Origin of the sequence: Saccharothrix sabaoui (assembly GCF_051756985.1) — a bacterium.
In the GTDB taxonomy this organism is placed as follows: Bacteria; Actinomycetota; Actinomycetes; order Mycobacteriales; family Pseudonocardiaceae; genus Actinosynnema.
Map to the genome: position 1 here is coordinate 1 of NZ_JBPKJK010000185.1, position 16,836 is coordinate 16,836.

Here is a 16,836-nt window from a genome sequence, read left to right on the forward strand (position 1 = left end):
AACAGCAGCCGGTTGACGGTGCCGCCGGTCGCGCCGTTGGTGACGGCGTTCGGCGTGGCGCCGGAGTTCAGCCAGTTGTGGACGGTCGCGGACGACTGGTCGCCGTAGCGCTGCTTGTAGAGCGCGGCCACGCCCGCCACGTGCGGCGTCGCCATCGACGTGCCGTTCATCGAACCGCTGCCGCCGGTGTTCAGGGTGGAGACGATCGCGCTGCCGGGCGCGTAGAGGTCGACGCACGCGCCGGTGCTGGAGAACGACGACCGCGCGTCGGTGCGATCGGAGGAGGCCACGACGGACGCGGTCTCCACCTTGCGGGGCAGGCGGTCGCACGAGTTGCCGCCGGTGTTGCCCGCCGAGGTGGCCAGGAAGACGCCCGCGGCGATCATGTTGCGGATCGCGGTCTCCAGGGCCGCCGACGCGGTGAAGTTCCACGACGTGTTGGCCACGGCCGGCTTGGTGTGGTTGGCGGTGACCCAGTTGATGGCGTTGAGGGCCGAGGTGGTGGTGGCGCTGCCGGAGCAGTTCATCATCTTCACGCCGTGCAGCCGCACGCCCTTGGCGACGCCGTAGGTGTTCGAGCCGATGGTACCGGCGACGTGCGTGCCGTGGCCGTGGCAGTCGGTGTTGTTGGTGTCCACCGCGTTGAAGTCGAACGTGGCCCGGCCGCCGTAGTCGGCGTGGCCCGGCGTGATGCCGGTGTCGATGATGTACGCGTGCACGCCCGCGCCGGTGTAGTTGTAGGTGTAGCTCGCCGACAGCGGCAGGGTGCGCTGGTCGACCCGGTCGATGCCCCACGACGGCGGGTTGGCCTGGGTGGCGTCGAGCGCGTCGGTGACCAGCACGTCCTGCTCGATGGTGCTGACGGCGGGGTCGCGGCTGAGCTTGCGCAGCTGGGCCGGGGTGAGCTTCGCGGAGAACCCGGTGAACGCCGCGTCCCACACGTGCGTCGGGGTGACGCCCGCGGTGGCGGCGACGGCCCGTCCGCTGCGCGCGGTGCGGGCCAGGCCGGCGGTGTCCAGGCTGACGATGAAGGTGTCCGCGACCGGCTGGACGGTCGCGGACGAGGTGGCGTAGTGGACGTCCGCCTGGTGCGCGGGGGCGGCCTGGGCCGTCCCGGCGGTGAGGCCGATGGCCGTGGCGGCGGCGGAGAGGACGGCGAGTGTTCGCGTGGAAGGACGCACGTGTCGGCTCCTCGGGCGGTCCCCGGGCCAGTGCGCTCCGACGCAGGGTTGACGGAGCGGACATCACTCGTCCGGGGTCACCCCAGCAGCCTGACCAGCGATGATCACCCGGTCAACCGAGGTCGGCCGATCGGCCGCGCCCTCGTCACCCTCGGTGGACATAACCGACAACTGGTAAGGCGCACGTCCCCCGGGCGGCGTCTTGGTCACGGCCGTCCGGGTCGTGGCGACACCCGCGAGCGCCACCGGCACCGAGGCGACCGGCCCGGCACGTGCCCGCCGGGCCGGTCGTCCGCCGAACGGGTGTCAGCGCAGGGACGAGGCGAGGCCGATGCCCTGCTCGCGCAGCGCCGCGGCGACCACCTCGGCGATGCGGGCCGCGCCGGCGGCTTCGAAGTGGGTGTGGTCGTTGCAGAAGAACGCGCCGACCGCGCCCTGCGTGTAGTCGCCGTTGTTCGGGCACAGGCGCAGCGAGTTGTAGAGGGCGACGCTGCGCTGGTGCAGGTCGATGACCGGCACCTGGTCGGCCTGCGCCTGGGCGATGGTCCCGGGCACGAACCCGCGGTTGCCCACGGCGGTGGAGCCGGAGCAGCGGATCGCGGCGACCGGCGTCACGAACACCGGCTTGACGCCGCGGGCCTTGGCCTCGCGGGCCATGGTGGACAGCAGTTGGCGGTACCGGGTCGTGCCCACGTGCCGGGGGCAGTTGCGGTCGCCGTCGTTGATGCCGAACTGGATGATCAGCCAGTCCCCCGCCTTCATGCCGTTGGTGGACGACAGCATGTTCGCCCAGCGGGAGGCGTAGGTGAGAGGGCTGACCACGCACTCGCCGGCGGAGTCCTTGGTGCTCTTGACGTTGGACTCGTAGAGCCAGGTCTGGATGCTGCGCCCGCCCACGGCGTTGTTGACCACGGTGACGTCGTCGTTGAACAGCCGGTCGAACTGGCTGCCCCAGCCCGCCGGGCAGCTGACGCCGGAGTTGGGCTTCGCCATGGTGGAGTCACCGGCCATCCACACCGTGAACGGCGCGGCGGCGGCCCCCGGACCGGTCCGGTCGGTGGACGGGCAGGGCGCGGGCGCGGCGTGCGCCGGCGTGGTCACGACCGCCGCGGCGGCGCACACCGCCGCCGCGACCGCCAGGTTCCTGGTGAGCGAAGAAATCCTCATCGATCCTCCATGTCGTGCCGGCTGGTTCAGCGGACCTGGGCCGCCATCGCGGCTGCTCCGTGCTCGGAGCGGAGGCAAGTGCCCGGACGTGGGGCGGGGACGACGGCTCAGCCGGTGGCGAGCGCCGCCGACAGGATCGGCGCGAGCCGGTCGGCGATCTTGCGGTGGCCCTGGTCGTTGGGGTGCACGTTGTCGGTGGTGTCGGTGGACTCGACGATCCAGCCCGTGGTGTCGACGAACCGCACCTTCGGGTCGTTGACGGTCCGCACGGCCGCCTGCGTCTCCGGGACGTAGCGCTTGCGGAAGGTCTGCACCGCCAGGACCGTGGCGTTCGGGTACTTCTGCCGCGCCCGCTGGAGGAGCGTGACGTAGGCGGCCTGGAACTGCGGTCCGGTGACGCCGTGGCCGACGTCGTTGGTACCGAGGTTGATCACCACGGCGTCGGCGCGGTAGCGGGAGAAGTCCCAGTTCGCGGCGTTGGCCTGCAGACCGGTGCGCAGGAACCGGTCGCTCATGCCGATGCAGCCGTCCGCCGCCGGGACCAGGCACGCGCCGCCCACCGCGATCTGCGTGTGCCCCGCGCCCAGGCGCTCGCCGACCAGCCAGCCGTAGGCGGTCAGGGCCTGCTTGGACGACTGCTGGCCCACCGTGATCGAGTCACCGACGAACTCGACGAGCTTCGACGGCACGCTCGGCGCGAACGTCGTCGCGCCCGCGTCCAGCTCGACGCCGCGGAACACCGCGTCACCCCGGTAGGACCCGGCGATCGGCCGGTAGGACACCCGCAGGGTGTGGTTGCCGCTCGCCAGCGGCGTCGGGGTGAGGTCCACCGTGCCGCTGCGGTTGACGTACGGGACGTCGGGCCCGCCGTCGATGCTGGCGTAGAAGTCGATCGCGTTGCGCTGCTTCAGCTTCACCGTGCGACCGGTGAACCCGACGAGCACGTAGGCGCCCGCCCACTCCGAGACGTACGCGGTCGGGTCGGCGGTGTTCCACCGGCCGAAGTACTTCACGTTCGCGTCGGTCGGCGAGCCGTTGCCGCCCGGCGTGCCGCCGCCGAGCCGGACCAGCAGCCACTGCTGGTTGGCGCCGCCGTTGACGTCGTACTGGGACACCCGCGCGCCGTCTGCGGTCGAGCGCTCCCACACGTCCAGCGCCTTGCCGCTGTTGCGGTTGACGATCCGCACGTGCCCGGCGTCCGTGTCGACCAGGCTGAACTGCTGGTTGGCGGCGTTGGCGTCGGTCCACTGCACCACGTTCGCGCCGTTGGCGGTGGAGGAGCCGGAGATGTCCACGACCTTGCCGCTGTAACGGGACTCCAGCCGGTAGAACCCACCGCCGGAGTCGACGAACCGGAACTGCTGCGCGGCCGAGTCCGTCCTGGTCGCCTGCACCACGGCGGCACCGTCGGCCGCGGACTGGACCTGCACGGCCTTGCCGCTGTGCCGGGCCACGACCGCGTAGCTCGCCGTGGTGTCGATCGCGGCCGCCCGGGCCGGCGGTGCGACCGGTGCGAGCGCGACGGCCGCGCCCACGAGCAGCACCAGCAGCACGAGCGCCGATCGCATGACCGCACCGCATGACGACAGTGTCATGTTCGTGCCTTTCGCCTGAGTCGGCACGGCGGCCGGGCCGCCGGATGAGAGGACGTCTCAGGCGAAAGAGTTACGTCGATTCCCGTTCGTGGTCAACGGCCGCATCTTGTATGGGCCGTTGTGTCGAACGCGTTCGACGATGGCGACGCAACGCCCTTTCCGGTCGTTCCGGGGCAGAACGGAAAGCGCTATCCACAGCCGGACGCCTGCGCGGGCGGCAGCGTCGGTGAGGCGTGCCGGTCCGACAGCCGGTCCGGCAACTCGACCGGCAACTGGACCGGCGCGGGGCCGGATCAGCCGCCGCCACCGCCGCCCGAGGTCTCGGGGCCGGGCTCGTCGTCGCGGTGACCGGGTGACGAGCGGTCCCGGACGACGAGGACGGCGAGCGTCAGCAAGACCAGGGCGGTGGCGATCACGGCCACCCACAGACCGGCATCCATCCCGAGATTGTGCCGTGATCCGACGCTCGAAAACAGCCGACGCGCACTTCGTGCGGGGTGCGGCAGTCGAGTGTCCCGTGTCGAACGCGGACGGTCGGGGGTGCCGCGGACGGTGCCGCCGACCTCACCGCCCGTCCAGCAGTTCGGCCTCCTCCGCCGCGGTCAGGCCGGCCTGCCGCTCGCGATCGGCGCCGAGCGCGCGTTCACGTTCCAGTGCGGCCAAAGCCGTCTCGGCGATCGGCCGGCAGTGCAGGCCGGCGGCGCGGGCCGGGTCGGTGTCGCGGTCGACCACGCCCAGGTAGCCGTCGGGCAACCACAGCGGCAGCGATCGGGGCCCCTGCCAGGGCAGGACCCCCACCGCGGCGAGTTCCTCCGGTGGCACCGGGACGCGCTCCAGGTCGGGGGCGCCGACCGCGGTCGCGATCTCGTCCAGCACCGCGCCCAGGGTCGCGGGAGGGCCGGAGGCGTCGAAAGTGCCGGTGGTCCCCCGCTCGCCCGCGAGCACGATCCACTCGGCGAGATCGCGGACGTCGAGGAGCTGGCACGGCTGGTCGGGCGCGTCGGGGACCACCGCGCGCCCGCCGCGGGCGAACCTGGCCGGCCAGTAGCCGAACCGGTCGGACTCGTCGTCCGGACCGCAGACCAGGCCGGGGCGCACCACCAGCGCGCGGTCCCCGACCGCGTCCACGACCGCTTGCTCGGAGGCCACCTTGATCGACCCGTAGGCGCCGAAGTCCCCCGGGTCCGTCGGGTCGGTGTAGCGCGGTTCCAGCAACGGGTCGTCCACGCCGCCGCCGCGGCGCGCCAGGTCGGCGTAGACGTTCATCGTCGAGACGAACGTCCAGTGCCCGGCCGCCTCACCCAGCTCGTCCAACGCCTGCCGCACCCACGGGTAGGAGATGTAGGCCACGTCGACCACGGCGTCGAACCGCTCACCGCGCAGTGGCGCCAACGCGTCCTCGGTGTCGCGGTCGACCTTCACCAGCCGGGAGCCTTCGGGGGGCGCCCCGGACTCCCCCCGCGCGGCGCAGAGCACTTCGTGCCCCCGCGCCACCGCGGCGGCGGCCACCGCTCGGGATAAGAACCGGGTGCCGCCCAACACCAACCAACGCCCCATCGGAATCCCCTTACCCGCGCCGGATGAGCGCGGACGCTGATGATCGGCCCAGCAGGCGCCGGATGGTCGACATTATCAGTTCGCGGCTCCTCGTCCGGAGCCCTTCCGAACCGACCGAGGTCCTTCCGGTGCGATCACGGGCCCGCGTCATCCCCGCGTTTTCCCTCACCGGTCCCGGTCGTTCGCCGATGCCTCGGTGCGCCAGCCGAGGAGGATCGCGTGCAGGGCCCGCACGGCCAGGCGTCGGGCGCGGTCGTTGCCGACGTTGCCGAGTTGGCCGAGGGAGGCGATGCCGTGCATCGTGCCCCAGATGGTCTCGCAGGCGTCGTCGAGGTCGGCCAGGACCACGTCGTGCCTGGCGGACCAGGTGGTGAGCAGCTCTTTGAGGGCGTCGACGGCCGGCCGCGCGGCGCGCCCGCGCTCGTCCGCGTCGATCGCCGGGGCGTTCATGACCTGGTAGAGGTGGGGGTGCTCGCCGGCGAACCGCACGTACTCCGACGCGATGCGCTCCATGCGCAGGTCCACATCGGTCTCCTGGAGGGCGTCGAGGACCTCGGCCAGCATCAGGCGGTGGCCGTGCGCGACCAGTTCCAGGACGAGGGCTTCCTTGTTGGCGAAGTGCTGGTAGACGACGGGTGCGGAGTACTCGACATCGCCAGCGATGCGCCGGATCGTCAGGGCCGCGGGGCCTTCGGCCTCGAGCACGCGCAGCGCCGCCTCGATGATCCGCTGGTGGGTGTTCGCCCGCTCGCGAGCCCGTCTCGTGCTGATCGACATGGTCCGTCACTTCGCCTCGATGGTGTCCTCGAACACTAGCCACCGCCCTTGACCGCGCTGACGGCGTGCGCCATTGTTAACGACGTTAGAAAATCTAACGTCGTTAACAAGCGAGGGTTGCCCCGGAGCGGAGAGAACAGCCATGGTCGAACACGTCGTCATCGGCGCCGGGTCCATCGGCAGCAACGTCGCTCGTCTGCTCGTCGAGCGCGGCCACAACGTCCGGATCGTCACCCGCAGCGGCTCGGGCCCCGAGCACCCGTTGATCGACCGGGTCGCCGCGGACGCGTCCGACCCGGCCCGCCTGACCGAACTGTCCCGCGGCGCCGAGGCGATCTACCACTGCGCCAACCCGCCCTCCTACACGGAGTGGGAACGCCTGCTGCCGCCCCTGCAGACAGCGGCCATCGCCGCGGCCAAGGCGAACGACGCCGTCCTCGCCCTGACCGGCAGCATGTACGCCTACGGCCCGCAGCCCGGTGGCCTGATGACCGAACGCACCCCCGTGGCCGCGACCGGGCACAAAGGCAGGCTGCGCGGACGACTGTGGGAACAGGCCCTCGCCGCGGGCATCCGCACGGTCGAGGTTCGCGGCTCCGACTACATCGGCAAGGGCGCCAACGGCATCTACCCCCTGCTCATCGAGCCGGCCCTGACGAAGGGCAGGGCGGCCTGGATCACCGGCCACCTGGACGTGCCGCACACCTTCACGGTCAACACCGACATGGCACGGGCACTGGTCGCGCTCGCGTCGGAAGAACGGGCGTGGGGCAGGGCCTGGCACGTGCCGTCCCCGCCCGCCGTCACGATCCGCGAACTCGCCCGCCGCTACGCCACCGCGGCGGGCCGATCACCGATCAGGCTGATCCGGCTACCGCGCTTCGTGATGCGCGCGGCCGGACTGGTCGTACCGATCGCCCGCGAGGTCGCGGAGATGGACTACCAGTGGTACGCACCGTTCCACGTGGACGCGACGGAGACGGCCGACACCTTCGGCCTGACCGCCACCGACCTCGACACCGCCGTCCGCGACGAGGTCGGCTGACACCCCGAGCCGACCCCCGGAACCTCCGGGTTCGGAGGAGTCACCGCCGGCGAAGCCGCTCGGTCACACCGGGATGTCGTCCCAGAAGACCACCGCCCACACGAGCACGACCAGGAACACCAACAGCACCGCCCGCAGTTGGTACTTCTGCGAAGCGTCTTCCTGCTCCTCCGCGACGTCCTCGCCGAACTCGCGCGCGGCGTCGACCATCAACTCGGGTTTGAAGTTCGTGGCCAGCCACGGGATGGCGGTGGCGACGGCCGCGCACCCGAACGCCCATCCGACCGGAAGCCCTCTGAGCAAGGCCGCGCCGACCCCGACCGCCGGGGTGGCCAGCGCGACGAGCGCGGAGACGACACGGCGGTTCGCCGGCATCTTCAGGTAGTAGCGCGCGGCCAGGGCGAGCCACATCACCACCGCCACGGGAATCAGGACCGAGGTGGACACGGTAATCAGATCACCCTCATCGTGTCCCGTGTGGCCGGGTGGCCGCCACCGGGCCGGCCCCGGCCTGCCGCGAAGCCTCCACCACGAGCGGCGACCCTACCACCGGCGCACCACGCCCTCCCGGGGTTCCCCGTCCGCTCGTCCTCCAGGTTGCGCAGGTGCGCCGGACCGGTGACAGCGCCATCGTCAAGGTCGTCGGTGGCGCCATCCGGATCGGCGACGGCGACGGCGAACTGCACCTCAGCACGGCCGGCGGCGACATCACCGTGGACCGCGTCGGGACGGGCCTCACCGCCAAGAGCGCGAGCGGCGACATCCGGGTCGGCCGCGCGACCACCGGGGAGGTCGAGCTCCTGACCGGCTCCGGGGAGGTCGAGATCGGGATCGGCGAGGGCGTGGCGGCCTGGGTGGACGCCCGGAGCAGGAACGGCTCCGTGCGCAACTCGCTGGACTCCCTGGAGAGCCCCGCGGACCGCGACGACGTGGTCAAGGTGCGGATCAGGACCCGCCAGGGCGACGTGATGATCCACCGGTCCACGAATCCCGGCAGCGCTACCCGGAGCTGACGCCGCACCCCACCGCTCCACGGTCAACACCGGCGCCGGCGACAACGCCGCTCTTCGGCGTGCCCGGCGATCGGCACCCGCGTCACGGAGCAGGAAGGACGAGGAATGACGTCAACCAGCCCGCCGGCAATCGCGGTGAGGGGACTGCGCAAGTCGTACGGCGACAACCTGGTCGTGGACGGGATCGACTTCGAAGTCCCGTCCGGGCGCATCTGGGCGCTGCTCGGTCCGAACGGCGCCGGCAAGACGACCATCGTGCAGATCCTGTCCACGCTGATCCGACCGGACGCCGGGACGATCCACGTCGCGGGCCACGACGTGCAGCGGGAGCCGGACGCCGTCCGCGCCGCGATCGGGGTCACCGGCCAGTCCACGGCGGTGGACGAACTGCTCACCGGCGAGGAGAACATGGCGCTGATGTGCGACCTGCACCGACTGCCGCGGCAGCGGGGCCGGGAGCGAACCGCGGAACTGCTGGCGCGGTTCGAGCTGACGGACGCCGACGCCAAGAAGCTCGTCGGCACCTACTCGGGCGGGATGCGCCGCAAGCTCGACCTCGCCATGACCCTCGTCGGCTCACCGAAGGTCATCTTCCTCGACGAGCCGACCACCGGCCTGGACCCGCGCAGCCGGCGCACCACGTGGGAGAGCATCAGGGCCCTGGCCTCCAGCGGCGTCACGATCTTCCTCACCACGCAGTACCTGGAGGAGGCGGACACGCTGGCCGACCGGATCGCGGTGCTCCACCAGGGCAGGTTCGCGGCAGAGGGCACCGCGACGGAGCTCAAGCGCCTGGTGCCCGGCAACGGCATCCGGCTCACCTTCGAGAACTCCGAGCAGCTGGCGGCGGCGGCGAAGGCGTTGGGCGCCACGAACGTCGACGAGGAGACCCTCAGCCTCCGCGTGGTGAGCGAGGGCGACTTCGACTCGGTGCGGCGCGTCGTGGAACAGCTCGACCGGGCCTCCCTCACGGCAGCCGGCCTGTCGGTGCAGGCCCCGGACCTCGACGACGTGTTCATCAGCCTGACCTCCGCACCCGCGCGGGGCGAAGACCAGCAGGAGGCGGTCCGATGACCTCGCTCGCCCTCTCCCTGAACGACTCCTCCACGATGCTGCGGCGCAACCTGCGCCACGCCACCCGCAACCCGTCGGCGCCGATCGCGTCCGTGGTCTCGCCCGTGGCGCTGATGCTGCTCTTCGTCTTCGCCTTCGGCGGCACGATGGGCAACGGCCTGGTCGGCGCGGCGCAGGGCATCGACTACGTCGACTACCTCACCCCCGGCATCATCCTGCTCGGCATGACGGTGGGCGCGATGGGGACGTCCATCGGTGTCGCGGTCGACATGACCAAGGGGATCGTCAACAGGTTCCGGACCATGGACATCTCCCGCGCGTCCGTCCTGACCGGACACGTCGTGGGCAGCGTGGTCCAGGCCATGGTCAGCACCGTCCTGGTCATCGCCGTCGCGCTGCTGATCGGTTTCCGCCCCAGCGCGGGAGTGCCGGGTTGGCTGGCCGCTCTCGGCCTGCTGGTGCTCGTGAGCCTGGCCCTGTCGTGGGTGTCGGTCGGCATGGGGCTCGCCGCGAAGACCGTCGACTCGGCGAGCAACCTGCCGATGTTCCTGCAGGCGCTGCCGTTCCTGTCGAGCGCGTTCGTGCCGGCGGCGTCGATGGCTCCGGGCCTGCGCTGGTTGTCCGAGCACGACCCCTTCACCCCCGTCATCGACACGCTGCGCAACCTGTTCCTCGGCCGGCCGGTGACCAGCGACTGGATCGTCGGGGTCGCCTGGTGCCTCGGCATCGCGCTCATCGGCTACCTGTGGTCGAAGCGCCTGTACAAGCGGGAACCGCGGCACACGTGACCTCACCGCCCGCCTGGTCCAGGAGGCGCTCGACGGCAGCCGAACCGCTCGACGACCCGCGCATCATGTCCGACGTGCTGCCGGAAGACCCCCCACCACGGGGTGGGTCTGCTGCGCGAGCGGTCACGATTGGCCGGACGCCCCGCCGCACCTCGTCGGGCGGCGGTCGAGCGGAACTCCGGGGGCGTCGGCGAACCGGCGCCGGGGCGCACGTCCCCCGGGCGGCGTCCTGGTCGCGGTCGTCCGGGTCATGGCGACGCCCGTGAGCACCACCAGCACCCCGAGGACGACGCGGGCGGTCAGCGGTTCGCCGAGGACGACCGCGCCGAGCGCGACGGACACCACGGGCAGCAGGTAGCCGACGGTGGCGGCGCTGGTCGCGCCCTCGTCCTCGATGATCCGGTAGTTGAGGACGAACGTGACGCCGGTCGCGAAGACCCCCAGCACGACGAGCGCCGCGACGGCCGTCGCGTTCGGCGTGGCGGGGGTGCGGTCGAAGGGCAGCGCGAGCGCGGAGAGCCCGGTGGCGACGCCGAGCTGCGCGGCGGACACGGCCAGCGGCGCGCCGTGGCCGACGAGCGTGCGCCCCATGTACGCGAACGCCACGGCGTAGCTCGCGGCGGCGCCCACGAGGGCGAGCGCGCTCCACCCGGTCAGGCCCTCCCGCCACGGCGCGAAGATGAGCAGCACGCCGCCGAAGCCGAGGAGGAGGCCGAGCACGCGGACCGGGGTGGTGCGGCGCTCGGTGCCCAGCAGCAGCCCGATGACCAGCGACCACAGGGGCGTGGTGGCGTTGAGGGCGCCGGCCGTGCCCGAGTCGACGCCCTGCTGGCCGATGCCGAACAGCAGGAACGGCACGGCGTTGCAGAACAGCGCGGCCACGGCGAGGTGCCCCCACAGGCCGCGCGGCAGCCGCTGCCGGGAGCGGCGGGCCAGGACCAGCAGCACGGCCGAGCCGAGGGCGCACCGGGCCGTGGCGATCCCGGCGGGCGCGAACCCGGTCAGGGCCAGTTCGATCCACAGGAACGCCGAGCCCCACAGCAGGGCCATGGTTCCCAGGCGCAGGGCGCTTCGTCCGGTCACGGGACCACCGTCCCGCGCGGCACCCTTCAAGAAAAGTGAAACCTGCTCAAGGACGGTTAAGCGGAGCTTCACGGTCGAGGGCGCACGACGTGCGCGGTGCCGAAGCGTCGGCGGCGACCCCGGGGCCGCCGCCGACGGGGGGTCAGCGGGTGTGGACCAGCAGCTCGTCCACCCCGTGCACGATCGACGCGGTGCGGAACGCGGGGCGGTCGTCGGCCAGGCGCAGGTTCGGGAACCGGCGCAGCAGCGCGGGGTAGGCCGCGCGCAGCTCCATCCGGGCCAGCCCGGCGCCGACGCAGCGGTGCGCGCCGTAGCCGAACGCCAGGTGCGACGTGGGGCCGCCGGCGGGGTTGAAGTCGGGCGTGCCCTCGCGGTTGGCCGCCGACAGCGACACCACGAGCACGTCGCCCTCCTCGATCCGCTGGTCACCGACCTGGAGGGGGTGCCGGGCGAAGCGCGGGAACGCGACCTGCACCACGCTCAGGTGCCGCAGCAGCTCCTCCACGAGCGGCCCGACGGCGGCGTCGTCGTCGCGCATGGACGCCCGCGCCGCCTCGTCGCGCAGCAGCACGATCGCGCCGAGCGCGAGCGTGGAGGCGGTGGTGTCGAACCCGCCGGTGAGCACGCCGTCGGCCAGGCCGGCCAGCTCCTCGTCGCTCACGTCGTCGCCGTGCTGGCGGATGATCATGCCGATGAGGCCGTCGCCGGGGGCGCGGCGCTCCCGCTCCACGATCTCCTGCATGTACTTCAGCGACTCGGAGATCGCGCCCAGGGCCTGGCCCGCGCCTCCGAACAGGTCGAACCGGGCGGCGGCGAGCTGCTGGAACCGCTCGCGGTCCTCGTAGGGCACGCCGAGCAGCTCGCAGATCGTCAGCGACGGGATCGGCAGCGCGAACTCCTTGACCAGGTCCACCGGACCGGGCGCGGCCTCCATGGCGTCGAGCCGCTGCGTGACGATCTCGTCGATGCGCGGCACGAGGCGGGCCAGCCGGCGCATGGTGAACTCGGGGGTGAGCAGCTTGCGCAGGCGCGTGTGGTCCGGCGGGTCGGCGAAGCCGAGGCCGCCGGGCGACTGCTCGATGCGGCCGACCGCCGCGCCGAGGCGTGCGTAATCGTTACTGAACGACCCTGTGTCGGAAAGCACTTTCTTGGCCTCGTCCTGGCCGGTGACCAACCACAGCCGCACCCCGAACGGCACGGGCAGGCGGTGCACCGCCCCGGACTCCCTCATCCGCTCCAGCTCCGCGACCGGCACCACCCCGTCCCGCTTCAGCGGGACCAGCGCACCGTCCGGGAGCAGCGACAACGCCCGTGAACCGATCTTGCCCATCACCCACCGCGTCGCCGAACGCCGTGCGACCCACGCCACCAAGCCGTCGCGCACCGACGCCAGAGTCGACATCCCCACACCCCTCTTCCCCAGGTTTGAACTGGTTGACGGTAACCGCACGCCGAGGTGAGCAGCATCGCGCCTGAGGCGGATTGACACGCCGTGAACGGTGCAAGACGATCGGCAATCGCGCCCGAACAGGGGAAGCCGGTCGGAATCCGGCGCTGACCCGCAACGGTGGGTCCCCGAGGGGACGAGCCCGAACACCTGCCGCGCGCGCCGTGCTCCTGACACCGTCGAGGTCAACGGGTCGGAGCCCAGGGAGCCGGTGACGGCTGTCCGGGGTCCGCCCACGCCTCGCGCCCCGGAAAGGTCGACCATGCCGTTCGGACGGACCGCCACCGCCGTCGCCGTCGCGCTCGCCGCCCTGGCCCTGCCCGCGCCGGCGCACGCCGCGGAGCCGGGGACCCCCGCCGGGACCGCCGCGGGCTGGCTCACCCGGCAGCTCGTGGACGGCGACCACCTGGAGAGCGCGGGCTACCCCGACCCCGGGCTCACGCTGGACGCCGCGTTCGCGCTCGCCGCCGCCGACGTGGCGAGCGACACCGGCGAGCGCGTCGGCGCGTGGGTCGCGCGACCCGGGACGATCTCCAACTACCTGCACTTCGACACCCCCGCCACCGAGTCGTACGCGGGCGCGCACGCCAAGCTCGCCCTGTTCGCCTCGGTGACCGGCGCGGACCCGACCGACTTCGGCGGCGTCGACCTGGTCGCGGGCCTGACCGCGCTCAAGGCCCCGTCCGGCCGGTTCACCGACCGGACCGCCTACCAGGACTACTCCAACGGCTTCTCCCAGGCGTTCGCCGTGCTCGCGCTGGACCGCGCGGGCGGCGCGCCGCGGGACGCCGTCGACTTCCTGGCCGGCGGGCGGTGCCCGGACGGCGGCTTCCCGCTGCTGCTGGCGACCGCGCCGTGCACGTCCCACGTGGACGCCACCGCGATGGCCGTGCAGGCGCTGCTCGCCGCCGACCGGGCCGACGCCGCGGCCGGCGGGCTGACCTGGCTCGTGAACGCGCAGCAGCCCGGCGGCGGGTTCCGCGACGAGAGGGGCCTCGACGAGGGCAACGCCAACAGCACCGGCCTCGCCGCTCAGGCGCTGCGGGTGGGCGGCGAGGCGCGGGCCGCCGACCGGGCCGCCGCGTTCCTGGCGTCGTTGCAGGTCGGGTGCGCGGGCGCGGAGGCCGACCGGGGCGCGTTCGCGTTCGACCGGACCGGGTTCGCCGCGGCCACCGCGACGCGCGCCACGACGCAGGGCGTGCTCGGCGTCACCGGCGTCGGCTTCGCCGCCCTGTCCACCGCGGGCGACCGCCCGGGCGCGCCGGTCCTCGACTGCGCCGGCACGCCCACCAGCACCACGCCCACGTCCACCACCACGGCGCCCACCACCACCGCGCCCACCGCCACGGCGACGACCACCACGTCCGCCCCGGGCACCACGTCGGCGGCGGCCACCACGACCACCACCGCGGCGGTGGTCGTGGTGGGCGGCGGCGGTGAGCTGGCGCGCACGGGTGTGGAGGTCGGCCCGGCGGTGTGGCTCGGCTCGCTGCTGCTGGCCGGCGGCGCGCTCCTGCTGGCGCTGGCGCGCAGGCGGTCGACGTGACGTCCCGGTGGCGGCGGGCGCTGGCGGCCTGGGGCGTCGTCGTGCTCGCCTCGATCGCCGCTCCCCCGGCGGCGCGGGCGGCCGACTGCGCCGGTGTCGCCGTGGTCGTGGACTTCCGGTCCCTGGGCGGCGGCGTGCGCACCGGCTGCGCGGCCGGCGACCCGGCGTCCGGCACCGCCGCGCTGACCGCCGCCGGCTTCGGCTTCACCTTCGCGGCCCGGCAGCCCGGGTTCGTGTGCCGGATCGACGGCCTGCCCGGGCAGGACCGCGACGCGTGCGTCGGCACGTCGCCGACCACCGCCTACTGGTCGTACTGGCACGCCCGGCCGGGCGGGTCGTGGGTCTACAGCAGCGGGTCGGCGAGCGCGCACGACCCGGCCCCCGGCACCGTCGAGGGCTGGGCGTTCGGCGCGGGCGAGCAGCCCGGCGCGGCACCCCCGGCACCCGCGCCCCCGGTCCAGCCGCCCGCTCCCCCGCAGCCGGCGCCCCGGCAGCCCGCACCCCCGCCACCGGCGGCCCAACCCCCGGCTGCCCAACCCCCGGTGGCGGGGTCCCCGCCACCGGCGACCACACCGGGGACCGGACCGCCGACCGACTCCCCCGGACCGGGCACGACGCCCGCCACCACCGCGTCACCGTCCTCTTCGGACACCCCGGCCGGCGGCACGGCCGCCGCGTCGTCCGGCGCCCCGCCGACGGGCGCCCCGTCCACGGCCGTCGGCCCCGCGGCGGCTCCGTCGTCCGGCGGCGCGGTCGGCCTCGTCGCCGGTCTCGCGGTGGTCGCGCTGCTGGCCGGGGCGGGCGCGTGGGTCGCGCGGCGGCGCGCGAAGGGCGCGGGGTGACGCCGCACCCCGGCGCGTGGTGGCTGTGGGCGCTGTGCCTGGGCGTCGTCGCGGGCCGGACGAACAACCCGGTGCTGCTCGCGCTCGTCGTCGCGGTCGCCGGGTTCGTGGCGGTGTCGTGCCGCCAGGACACGCCGTGGGCGAGCGCGTACGGCGTGTTCTTCAGGTTCGGGCTGGTGGTGATCGCGGTCCGGGTGGTGTTCCACGTGCTGCTCGGCGGCGTCACCGGGCCGACGGTGCTCGTCGCGCTGCCCGAGGTGCCGCTGCCGGACTGGGCGGCCGGCGTGCGGCTGGGCGGGCCGGTCAGCGCCGAGGGCCTGGCCTTCGCGGTGTACCAGGGGCTCCAGCTCGCGACCCTGCTGTGCTGCGTGGGCGCGGCGAACGCGCTGGCCAACGCCAAGCGGCTGCTGCGCTCGCTGCCCGCCGCGCTGTACGAGGTGAGCGTGGCCGTGGTGGTGGCGCTGACGGTGGCCCCGCAGCTGGTGGCGAGCGCGCGGTCGGTGCGCCGGGCGCGGGCGCTGCGCGGTGGCGCCGTGCGCGGGGTCCGGGCGGTGCGGGTGCTGATGGCGCCGGTGCTGGAGGACGCGTTCGAGCGGTCGCTGGTGCTGGCCGCCGCGATGGACTCGCGCGGTTACGGGCGCACCGCCGGCCAGTCGCGGCGCGCGCGCCTGCTGACCGGCGGGCTCGTGCTCGGCGGCCTCGCCGGTCTGTGCGTCGGCGCCTACGGCCTGCTCGACGGCACGTCGTCGCCGGCCGGCGCGCCGGTGCTGGCGCTGGGGTCGGCGCTGGCGGTGGCCGGGCTGTGGACCGGGTCGCGGCGGGTGCGGCGCAGCCGGTACCGCCCGGACCGCTGGGGGCCGCGCGAACTGCTGGTGGTGGCGTCCGGGCTGGTCGCGGCGGCGGCGACGCTCCTCGCGCCGGCGGACCTGGGTGGTGCCGCGCTGTCGGCGAGCACCGTGCCGCTGGTCGCGCCCGCCCTGCCGCTGCTGCCGGCGCTCGGCGTGCTGTGCGCCCTGGCGCCCGTGCTGGTCGCGGGCCGCCCGATCGGGAAGAGGACATGATCCGGTTCGAGAACGTCACCGTCACCTACCGCGACGCGGGCGCGCCCGTGCTGGCCGGCGTGGACCTGCACGTGCCGGAGGGCGAGCTGTGCCTGGTGGTCGGGCGCACCGGGTCGGGCAAGTCCACCCTGCTGCGCGCGGTCAACGGGCTGGTGCCGCACTTCACCGGCGGCACGCTCGCCGGCCGCGTGCTGGTCGACGGCCGCGACACCCGCACCCACCCGCCGCGCGAGCTGGCCGACGTGGTGGGCGTGGTGGCGCAGGACCCGCAGGCCGGGTTCGTCACCGACTCCGTCGAGGAGGAGCTGGCCTACTCGATGGAGTCGCTGGGCCTGCCGAACGCGGTGATGCGCAAGCGCGTCGAGGAGACGCTGGACCTGCTGGGGCTGGCCGGGCTGCGCGACCGGCCGCTCGCCACGCTGTCGGGCGGCCAGCAGCAGCGGGTCGCGGTCGGGGCGGCCCTTACCGCGCACCCGAGGGTGCTGGTGCTCGACGAGCCGACGTCCGCGCTGGACCCCGGCGCGGCGGAGGACGTGCTGGCCGCGCTGCACCGGCTCGTGCACGACCTGGGCATGACCGTGCTCATCGCCGAGCACCGGCTGGAGCGCGTCGCCCAGTACGCCGACCGGGTCGTGTGGCTGCCCGGCGGCGCCGGCGCGC

17 protein-coding genes and 1 riboswitch are annotated in these 16,836 nt (G+C 73.7%); of the genes, 8 read left to right on the forward strand and 9 right to left on the reverse strand.

What is annotated here, in order from left to right; translation table 11 throughout:
• The 6 genes from ACR807_RS35970 to ACR807_RS35995 form a co-directional block, all read right to left on the reverse strand.
• On the reverse strand, window positions 1-1,181 hold a 1,181-nt coding region (locus ACR807_RS35970; protein WP_438925972.1), incomplete at its 3' end, for a S8 family peptidase.
• Window positions 1,182-1,487: 306 nt separating this feature from the next.
• Window positions 1,488-2,348, reverse strand: a complete 861-nt coding sequence (locus ACR807_RS35975; RefSeq protein WP_438925973.1) for a GDSL-type esterase/lipase family protein — start codon at window positions 2,346-2,348, stop codon at window positions 1,488-1,490.
• A gap of 107 nt (window positions 2,349-2,455) precedes the next feature.
• Window positions 2,456-3,916 (reverse strand): RICIN domain-containing protein, encoded by a 1,461-nt coding sequence (locus tag ACR807_RS35980; protein WP_438925974.1) that lies wholly within the window; start codon window positions 3,914-3,916, stop codon window positions 2,456-2,458.
• Between the two features lie 320 nt (window positions 3,917-4,236).
• A complete protein-coding gene (locus ACR807_RS35985; RefSeq protein WP_438925975.1) occupies window positions 4,237-4,383 on the reverse strand; it encodes a hypothetical protein in 147 nt (48 codons plus the stop codon).
• 124 nt (window positions 4,384-4,507) lie between these two features.
• The gene (locus ACR807_RS35990) at window positions 4,508-5,500 is read right to left on the reverse strand and encodes an NAD-dependent epimerase/dehydratase family protein (protein WP_438925976.1); all 993 of its coding nucleotides are present in this window, start codon (window positions 5,498-5,500) and stop codon (window positions 4,508-4,510) included.
• A 165-nt stretch (window positions 5,501-5,665) separates the two neighbouring features.
• Complete coding sequence (locus tag ACR807_RS35995) at window positions 5,666-6,277, reverse strand: TetR/AcrR family transcriptional regulator (protein WP_438925977.1); 612 nt, start codon at window positions 6,275-6,277, stop codon at window positions 5,666-5,668.
• A 142-nt stretch (window positions 6,278-6,419) separates the two neighbouring features.
• On the opposite strand from ACR807_RS35995, the gene ACR807_RS36000 reads away from it, so the two are divergent.
• Window positions 6,420-7,322 carry an NAD-dependent epimerase/dehydratase family protein gene (locus ACR807_RS36000; protein WP_438925978.1) on the forward strand — a complete coding sequence of 301 codons (903 nt, stop codon included), beginning with the start codon at window positions 6,420-6,422 and terminating at the stop codon, window positions 7,320-7,322.
• A 63-nt stretch (window positions 7,323-7,385) separates the two neighbouring features.
• On the opposite strand, the gene ACR807_RS36005 is transcribed toward ACR807_RS36000, so the two are convergent.
• Window positions 7,386-7,769 carry a hypothetical protein gene (locus tag ACR807_RS36005; protein WP_438925979.1) on the reverse strand — a complete coding sequence of 128 codons (384 nt, stop codon included), beginning with the start codon at window positions 7,767-7,769 and terminating at the stop codon, window positions 7,386-7,388.
• Window positions 7,770-7,927: 158 nt separating this feature from the next.
• On the opposite strand from ACR807_RS36005, the gene ACR807_RS36010 reads away from it, so the two are divergent.
• The 3 genes from ACR807_RS36010 to ACR807_RS36020 all read left to right on the forward strand — a co-directional run bounded on the left by ACR807_RS36010 (window position 7,928) and on the right by ACR807_RS36020 (window position 10,197).
• Window positions 7,928-8,335, forward strand: a complete 408-nt coding sequence (locus tag ACR807_RS36010; protein ID WP_438925980.1) for a DUF4097 family beta strand repeat-containing protein — start codon at window positions 7,928-7,930, stop codon at window positions 8,333-8,335.
• Window positions 8,336-8,440: 105 nt separating this feature from the next.
• Window positions 8,441-9,409 (forward strand): ATP-binding cassette domain-containing protein, encoded by a 969-nt coding sequence (locus ACR807_RS36015; protein ID WP_438925981.1) that lies wholly within the window; start codon window positions 8,441-8,443, stop codon window positions 9,407-9,409.
• Complete coding sequence (locus ACR807_RS36020; RefSeq protein WP_438925982.1) at window positions 9,406-10,197, forward strand: ABC transporter permease; 792 nt, start codon at window positions 9,406-9,408, stop codon at window positions 10,195-10,197. The genes ACR807_RS36015 and ACR807_RS36020 overlap by 4 nt, the downstream gene beginning before the upstream one ends.
• Window positions 10,198-10,320: 123 nt before the next feature.
• On the opposite strand, the gene ACR807_RS36025 is transcribed toward ACR807_RS36020, so the two are convergent.
• Both ACR807_RS36025 and ACR807_RS36030 read right to left on the reverse strand, forming a co-directional pair.
• Complete coding sequence (locus ACR807_RS36025) at window positions 10,321-11,247, reverse strand: DMT family transporter (RefSeq protein ID WP_438925988.1); 927 nt, start codon at window positions 11,245-11,247, stop codon at window positions 10,321-10,323.
• Window positions 11,248-11,422: 175 nt separating this feature from the next.
• The gene (locus ACR807_RS36030; RefSeq protein WP_438925983.1) at window positions 11,423-12,682 is read right to left on the reverse strand and encodes a cytochrome P450; all 1,260 of its coding nucleotides are present in this window, start codon (window positions 12,680-12,682) and stop codon (window positions 11,423-11,425) included.
• 78 nt (window positions 12,683-12,760) lie between these two features.
• A riboswitch (cobalamin riboswitch) is annotated at window positions 12,761-12,899 on the forward strand.
• Between the two features lie 90 nt (window positions 12,900-12,989).
• Between ACR807_RS36030 and ACR807_RS36035 the strand changes: the two genes are divergently transcribed.
• The 4 genes from ACR807_RS36035 to ACR807_RS36050 all read left to right on the forward strand — a co-directional run.
• Window positions 12,990-14,273 (forward strand): prenyltransferase/squalene oxidase repeat-containing protein, encoded by a 1,284-nt coding sequence (locus ACR807_RS36035; RefSeq protein ID WP_438925984.1) that lies wholly within the window; start codon window positions 12,990-12,992, stop codon window positions 14,271-14,273.
• The gene (locus tag ACR807_RS36040; protein ID WP_438925985.1) at window positions 14,270-15,115 is read left to right on the forward strand and encodes a hypothetical protein; all 846 of its coding nucleotides are present in this window, start codon (window positions 14,270-14,272) and stop codon (window positions 15,113-15,115) included. Before ACR807_RS36035 ends, ACR807_RS36040 begins: the two co-directional genes overlap by 4 nt.
• The gene (locus ACR807_RS36045; protein WP_438925986.1) at window positions 15,112-16,176 is read left to right on the forward strand and encodes a CbiQ family ECF transporter T component; all 1,065 of its coding nucleotides are present in this window, start codon (window positions 15,112-15,114) and stop codon (window positions 16,174-16,176) included. Before ACR807_RS36040 ends, ACR807_RS36045 begins: the two co-directional genes overlap by 4 nt.
• Window positions 16,173-16,836: ABC transporter ATP-binding protein (locus tag ACR807_RS36050; RefSeq protein ID WP_438925987.1), on the forward strand; the 664-nt coding region annotated here is incomplete at its 3' end. The genes ACR807_RS36045 and ACR807_RS36050, both read left to right, overlap by 4 nt.